This is a genomic window from Agrococcus sp. HG114, assembly GCF_024723325.1.
Classification (GTDB): Bacteria; Actinomycetota; Actinomycetes; order Actinomycetales; family Microbacteriaceae; genus Agrococcus.
On sequence record NZ_JANQCH010000130.1, the window covers coordinates 1 to 6396 of the forward strand.

Annotated in this window: 5 protein-coding genes; 4 read left to right on the plus strand and 1 reads right to left on the minus strand. The window is 74.7% G+C overall.

Annotated elements, in window-relative coordinates; all coding sequences use genetic code 11:
- Nucleotides 1-77 precede the first annotated feature (77 nt).
- Complete coding sequence (locus tag NWP09_RS10925) at nucleotides 78-581, minus strand: transcriptional regulator (protein WP_258275544.1); 504 nt, start codon at nucleotides 579-581, stop codon at nucleotides 78-80.
- 65 nt (nucleotides 582-646) lie between these two features.
- Here NWP09_RS10925 and NWP09_RS10930 point away from each other — a divergent pair, with 65 nt between their 5' ends.
- The 4 genes from NWP09_RS10930 to NWP09_RS10945 all read left to right on the plus strand — a co-directional run bounded on the left by NWP09_RS10930 (nucleotide 647) and on the right by NWP09_RS10945 (nucleotide 6134).
- Nucleotides 647-2035, plus strand: a complete 1389-nt coding sequence (locus NWP09_RS10930; protein WP_258275545.1) for an MFS transporter — start codon at nucleotides 647-649, stop codon at nucleotides 2033-2035.
- 71 nt (nucleotides 2036-2106) lie between these two features.
- Nucleotides 2107-2793 carry an MtrAB system response regulator MtrA gene (gene mtrA / locus NWP09_RS10935; RefSeq protein WP_258275546.1) on the plus strand — a complete coding sequence of 229 codons (687 nt, stop codon included), beginning with the start codon at nucleotides 2107-2109 and terminating at the stop codon, nucleotides 2791-2793.
- 6 nt (nucleotides 2794-2799) lie between these two features.
- On the plus strand, nucleotides 2800-4485 hold the full coding sequence (mtrB, locus tag NWP09_RS10940) for an MtrAB system histidine kinase MtrB (RefSeq protein WP_258275547.1): 1686 nt from the start codon (nucleotides 2800-2802) through the stop codon (nucleotides 4483-4485).
- Nucleotides 4482-6134 (plus strand): LpqB family beta-propeller domain-containing protein, encoded by a 1653-nt coding sequence (locus NWP09_RS10945; protein ID WP_258275548.1) that lies wholly within the window; start codon nucleotides 4482-4484, stop codon nucleotides 6132-6134. The genes mtrB and NWP09_RS10945 overlap by 4 nt, the downstream gene beginning before the upstream one ends.
- Nucleotides 6135-6396 lie beyond the last annotated feature (262 nt).

Genomic DNA, 6396 nt, shown 5'->3' on the forward strand with positions numbered 1-6396 from the left:
GCGCGGGGCGCGGGCGCGGGGCGCGGGGCGCGGGGCGCGGGGCGCGGCGTGAGGGTGGGGGAGCGGGAGCGGGCGGGTCAGCGCTGCTGCACGTCGGGGTGCAGCGCGATCATCATCGAGAAGGGCTCGCCGCCGGGGGAGTCGTGCGCGCGCACCCACTCGAGCAGCTCGTCGACGCGCTGCTCGAGCGCCTCGCGATCCTCGGGCGTGAGCCGGGAGCCGACCCGGCCGATCTCGAGATCCGTGGGGCTCACGCCCTGGATCTCCTGCAGGAACGTCTCCACCACGACCGGGCCCACGAGCGGCGCCTCCGAGTCGCGCCACGTGAGGCCCGTCGCCCGATACGGGATCTCCTTCGCGCCGCGCGCACCGACGCGCGGCTCGAGGGCCTCGAGGAAGCCGGTCTCGACGAGGCAGGAGACGTGGTGGTGCATCGTGCCCGCGTTGAGCCCGAGCAGCCCGGCGAGCTCCTTGTTCGTGCGGGGCTCGTGCAGGCACAGGCGCAGGATGCGCCAGCGCAGCGGCGACGAGAGCGCCTTCGCCTTCGCCGTGAGCTCGGTCGTGGTCGGCTCCTCGGTCATGGGGTCAGCGTAGCCACCGGAGATCACTGATTGGGAGAACCCAATCACAGGTGTACGCTCGCGCCATGACGACCGAGCCCGACGCATCCACCGCCCCGACGCCCGCGTCGACGGTGCCCGACACCGCGCCGGCGGCCGCGGTGCCCGGCACCGCTGCGGCCGGCCCGGCGCCCGACGCGACCCCTGCCGCCGTCGCGCCCGAGGGCGGCACCGCGCACCGCGGCCTGTGGCGCGAGCGGGGGTTCCCCGCGTTCTGGCTCGGACAGGGGCTCAGCCAGCTCGGCGCGCAGTTCGCGGCGCTCGCGATGCCGATCGTCGCGGTGAGCGTGCTCCACGCGACCGACGCGCAGATGGGCTACCTCAACGCGGCCGAGACGGCGGCGTTCCTGCTCGTCGGGCTCCCGGCGGGGGCGTGGCTCGACCGGATGCGCAAGCGCCGGGTGATGATCGCGGCCGACCTCGTGCGCGTGGTCGCGGTCGCCGCGGTGCCGCTCCTGTGGCTCGCGGGGATGCTCGAGATGTGGCACCTGTTCGTCGTCGGCGCGCTCGTCGGCGTCGCGACCGTCTTCTTCGACGTCGGCTACCAGTCGTTCGTGCCCGTGCTCGTGCGCGACGAGCACGTCGGCCCCGCGAACGGCGCGCTCGAGGCGACCGCGCAGACCATGCGGCTCGGCGGTCCCGCGATCGCGGGCGTGCTGCTCAAGGTGATCTCGGCGCCGCTGCTGCTCGCGGCGAACGCGGTCGGGTTCCTGCTCAGCGCCATCAGCCTCATGCTCGTGCGCGACGACGAGCAGGTGAAGCCCAAGCACGAGCGGCAGCACCTCGTGCGCGAGATCGGCGAGGGCCTGCGCTTCGTCGCGAGCACCGACTTCCTCGTGCGGATCGTCGCCACGACCGCGATCACGAACCTCGGCACGACGATCGCCCTGACCCTCTCGCCGATCCTGATCCTCCGCATCCTCGGGCTCGACCCGTCGATCTACGGGGTGCTCATGACGCTCGGCGCCGTCGGCGGCCTCGTCGGCTCGCTGCTCGCGAACCGCATCGCGCGCTGGATCGGCGAGGGGCAGGCGCTCACCGCCTCGACGGTGCTGTTCACCGTGTCCGCGGCGCTGCTGCCGCTCGCGGCACACCTGCCGCAGGCCGCGGTCGTGCTGCTCGTCGTGTTCGAGGCGCTGCTCGGCTTCAGCGTGCTCGTCTACAACATCGTGCAGGTCACCGCCCGCCAGCGGATCTGCCCGAAGCCGCTCCTCGGCCGCATGAACGCGTCCATCCGCTTCGTCGTGTGGGGCGTCATGCCGATCGGCGCGCTCGTCGCCGGGTGGCTCGGCACGGCCTTCGGCACCCTGTCGGCGATCTGGGTCGGCTCGGTCGTCGCGATGCTCGGCGCGCTGCCGCTCGTGCTGAGCCCGTACGCGCGCATGCGCGCCCTGCCGACGCGGGCGGGCGCCTGACGGGAGGGCCGCGATCGCTGGGCTACCCTGACGAGAGCCGCGCGGGAGCTCGCGCGGGGAGGGAGCGCCCGATGCCGGAGCAGACGATCCTCGTCGTCGACGACGATCTCGCGCTCGCCGAGATGATCGGCATCGTGCTCTCGAACGAGGGGTTCGCGCTCGAGCACTGCGCCGACGGCGCGGATGCGCTCGACCGGTTCCACGAGGTCCGTCCCGACCTCGTGCTGCTCGACCTGATGCTGCCCGGCAAGGACGGCATCCAGATCTGCACCGAGATCCGCGAGGAGTCGGGCGTGCCGATCATCATGCTCACCGCGAAGGGCGACCCGACCGACATCGTGCTCGGCCTCGAGTCGGGCGCCGACGACTACGTCGTCAAGCCGTTCAACCCGAAGGAGCTCGTCGCCCGGGTGCGCACGCGTCTGCGCGCGCCTCGCCAGGAGGACGGCGGGATCCTGCGGGTCGCCGACCTCGAGATCGACGTCGAGGGCCACCGGGTGGTGCGCGACGGCGCGCAGATCGCGCTCACCCCGCTCGAGTTCGAGCTGCTCGTCACGCTCGCGAAGAAGCCCAACCAGGTGTTCTCGCGCGAGATGCTGCTCGAGCAGGTGTGGGGCTACCACTACAAGGCCGACACGCGCCTCGTGAACGTGCACGTGCAGCGGCTGCGCTCCAAGGTCGAGCGCGACGTCGACAACCCGGTGGTCGTGACGACCGTGCGCGGGGTCGGCTACCGCGCCGGCGCCCCCACCGGCTAGGCAGCCGTGGCCGCGCTGCCACGCCCGCTCTGGGAGACGGCGACGCTCGCGCTGCGCCGGTCCCTGCAGTGGCGCGTGGTCGCGGCGAGCATGGCGCTCTCGACGCTCGCGCTCGTGGGGGTGTTCGGCTACATGTCCGCCTCCGTCGGCCAGAACCTCTTCGAGACGCGCCGCGACGAGGCGCTCGTCGAGGCGGTGCGCGCGTCCGGCGAGATGCAGCAGATCTTCGACGAGGCGGTGACGCAGACGCTCACGAGCGGCGAGGTGGACGCGCTGCAGGACCGCGCGCTCGACGCGGTCACGGGCGTCATCTCGAGCCGGGCGTCCGCCGAGTACGCGATGCTCCGCAGCGACGGGCAGCCCGAGACGGTGCTGCAGATGAACGACGTGCAGTCGCAGGCCTTCGACACCGACCTGCTCACGGCCGAGCTCCGCGCGGCCGTGGCCGGCGCATCCGACACCACCCCGTACTACCAGTCGGTGCGGATCGAGGAGCCGGGCGGCGGCGAGCCGGCGATCGTCGTCGGCACGACGATCGAGGTGCCGCTCGCGGGCCGCTACGAGCTCTACCTGCTCACGAGCCTGCAGACGACGCAGGACACGCTCGGCTTCATGCAGCTCACGATGGTGCTCGGCGGGCTCGCGCTCATCGCGCTCATCGGCCTCATCACGTGGTTCGTCGCCCGCATGGTCGTGGGTCCCGTGCAGCAGGCCGCCGACTCCGCCGCGCGCATCGCCGCGGGCGAGCTCGACGTGCGCATCCCCGTGCGCGGCGACGACGAGGTCGCGACGCTCGGCCGCTCCTTCAACGACATGGCCGACTCGATCGCGCACCAGATCAACGAGCTCGCGACGCTCTCGACCGTGCAGCAGCGCTTCGTGAGCGACGTCTCGCACGAGCTGCGCACGCCGCTCACGACCATCCGGCTCGCCGGCGACGTGCTGCACGACCGGCGCGAGTCGTTCGACCCCGTCGCCGCGCGCACCGTCGAGCTGCTGCACACGCAGATCGAGCGCTTCGAGCAGCTGCTGGCCGACCTGCTCGAGCTCAGCCGCTTCGACGCCGGTGCGGCGCAGCTCGAGATCGAGCCGACGAACCTCGTGCGGCTCGCGCAGGCGGAGCTCGCCGCAGTCGAGCCGCTCGCCGCCGAGCGCGGCACGGAGCTGCGGCTCGTCGCGCCCGGCGGGCACTTCGAGGCGGAGGTCGACCCGCGACGGATCCGGCGGATCCTGCAGAACCTCCTCGGCAACGCGATCGACCACGGCGAGGGGCGACCCGTCGTGGTCACCGTCGACTCGTCGAGCGACGCGGCCGCGATCGCGGTGCGCGACCACGGGGTGGGGATGAGCGAGGAGGAGGCCGCGCGCGTGTTCGACCGCTTCTGGCGGGCCGACCCCTCGCGGCAGCGCCGCACGGGCGGCACGGGCCTCGGCCTCTCCATCAGCCGCGACGACGCCGCGCTGCACGGCGGCTGGATCGACGTGTGGTCGCGCCCGGGCGAGGGCACCGCCTTCCGGCTGACGCTGCCGCGCTCGGGGGCGCGCGCCGTCGTCTCGCCCATCGAGCTGCCACCGGTGGAGCCGCCGGCCGAGCCCGCGGGCGCACCGCCCGCCGACGACGACACGGCGAGCGCGCCCATCGCGCTCGTCGACCCGAGCGTCGCGACCACGACCGAGGAGGTCGACCGATGAGGCGCACCCTCGCCGCCGCGCTCGCCGCCGCTGCCCTCGCGCTCTCCGGCTGCGTCGCGATCCCCGACTCGGGGCCGGTCACCGCCGGCCAGGTCGACGTCGGCGAGCAGACGAGCGACCTCGTCTTCATCGCCGAGCCGCCGCGGGTCGGGGCGACGCAGGAGGAGATCGTCCGCGGCTTCCTCGCCGCGGCCATCAGCCCCGACGACGACTTCGCGATCGCTCGCGAGTACCTCGTCAGCGGCGAGGCGGAGCGGTGGAGCCCGTCGGCGCGCGTGCTCGTGCGCTCGGGCCAGCCGGAGGTGACGCTCGGCGGCGAGACGGCCGCGACGGCGGTCGTGACCGCGGTGTCGCAGCTCGACGCGGGCGGCGCGCTCAGCGTCGTCGGCAGCGAGCGGATGCTCGAGTTCCGGATGCTGCGGGTGGCGGGGGAGTGGCGCATCGCGCAGGCGCCCGACGGGATCGTGCTCTCGGCGTTCCACTTCGCCCAGCTGTTCCGGCCGCACGCGCTCCACTGGGTCACGCCGGACGGGACGCGGGCCGTGCCCGAGGTGCGCTGGTTCGAGCGGACCGCGACGACGCTCCCGGGGCGCATGGTCGACGCCCTGCTCGCGGGCCCGGCGACGTGGCTCTCGCCCGCGGTCTCCACGGCCGGGGCGCCGGAGGCGCGGCGGGTCGGGGAGCCCCTCGTCGAGGGCACGATCGCCACGGTCACGCTCGACTTCGCGCAGGTGCAGCAGCGCGGGAGCGCGAGCCTGCAGCCGCTCGCCGCTCAGCTGGCCCTGTCGATGCGCCCGCTCGGGGTGCGCGAGGTGCGCGTGCAGGTCGAGGCGCTCGACGGCCTCGCCGCGTCGAGCGCCGACGCGGCGCCCCTCGACGACGGCGACGTCGACCAGCGTCCGCTCGTGCTCGACGGCACGACGCTGCGGCCGATCGGCGGCGGGGGCACGAGCATCGACGACGTCGGGCCCGCGCTCGCGCGACTGGGGGCGAGCGACTACACCGTCGGCGCCCTCGGCGGCGTCGCGACGACCGGCAGCACGGCGCTCTGGCTCGCGCCCGGCGCCGACCCGGTGGCGATCTCGGCAGACGCCGCGCTGCCGGCGACGACGGACGACAGCGGCTGGGTGATCCTGCAGGAGCGCGCGGCGCCGCAGCGGCTCCTCGCGTGGCGCGGCGGCGAGCGCTCGGAGCTGCAGCTGCCGCCCGGCGCCGACCGCATCACCGCGATCGAGCTCTCGCGCGACGGCGCGCGGCTCGCGATCACGACCGTCGACGGCAGCGCGAGCGAGGTGTGGGTCGCGGCGGTGATCCGCGACGCGCTCGGCCGGCCCGTGTCGCTCGGCGAGCCCTACGCGCTCCCGCGCATCGACGGCGTCGCGAGCGACGTCACGTGGACGAGCCCGACGCAGGTCGCCGTGCTCGCGGCGAGCGGCGACCAGTCGCAGGTCGTCGTGCTCGCCGTCGGGGGCGAGTCGGAGCAGCTGCCGGCGCCCGGCGAGCCCGTGCGCGCGATCGTCGGCGGCAGCGAGGGCACCTCGTCGCTGCGCGCGCTCGGCGTCGACGGCTCGCTCCTGTCGCTCCGCGGCCGCGTGTGGAGCCCCGTGCCGAGCCTCGGCCCGATCACGCTCATCGCGACGCAGCAGTAGCCCGCGCCAGGCCCGCCGGGGCAGCCGTCCACACCCCGCCCGTCCCCGAGAGCCGGTCCGCGCATCCGTGTGCCACCGTGCGTGCATGCGGATGCGGGAGGCGCTTCGGGAGGCGGCGAGCGTCCTGTGGCCGGTCGCGTGCGCCGGGTGCGGCGCGTGGGATGTCGCGGTCTGCCCCGCGTGCGCGGCGCTCGTGCTCGGCCGGCCCGTGCGGGAGCGGCTCGACGGCGTGGCGGCCGTTGCCGCGGCGCCCGACGAGCGG

Bases quoted from the DNA above. Each gene is read 5' to 3' on its own strand.
- NWP09_RS10930 (WP_258275545.1), top strand. From the start codon at position 647: ATGACGACCGAGCCCGACGCATCCACCGCCCCGACGCCCGCGTCGACG.
- mtrA (WP_258275546.1), top strand. From the start codon at position 2,107: ATGCCGGAGCAGACGATCCTCGTCGTCGACGACGATCTCGCGCTCGCC.
- NWP09_RS10945 (WP_258275548.1), top strand. From the start codon at position 4,482: ATGAGGCGCACCCTCGCCGCCGCGCTCGCCGCCGCTGCCCTCGCGCTC.
- NWP09_RS10925 (WP_258275544.1), bottom strand. From the start codon at position 581: ATGACCGAGGAGCCGACCACGACCGAGCTCACGGCGAAGGCGAAGGCG.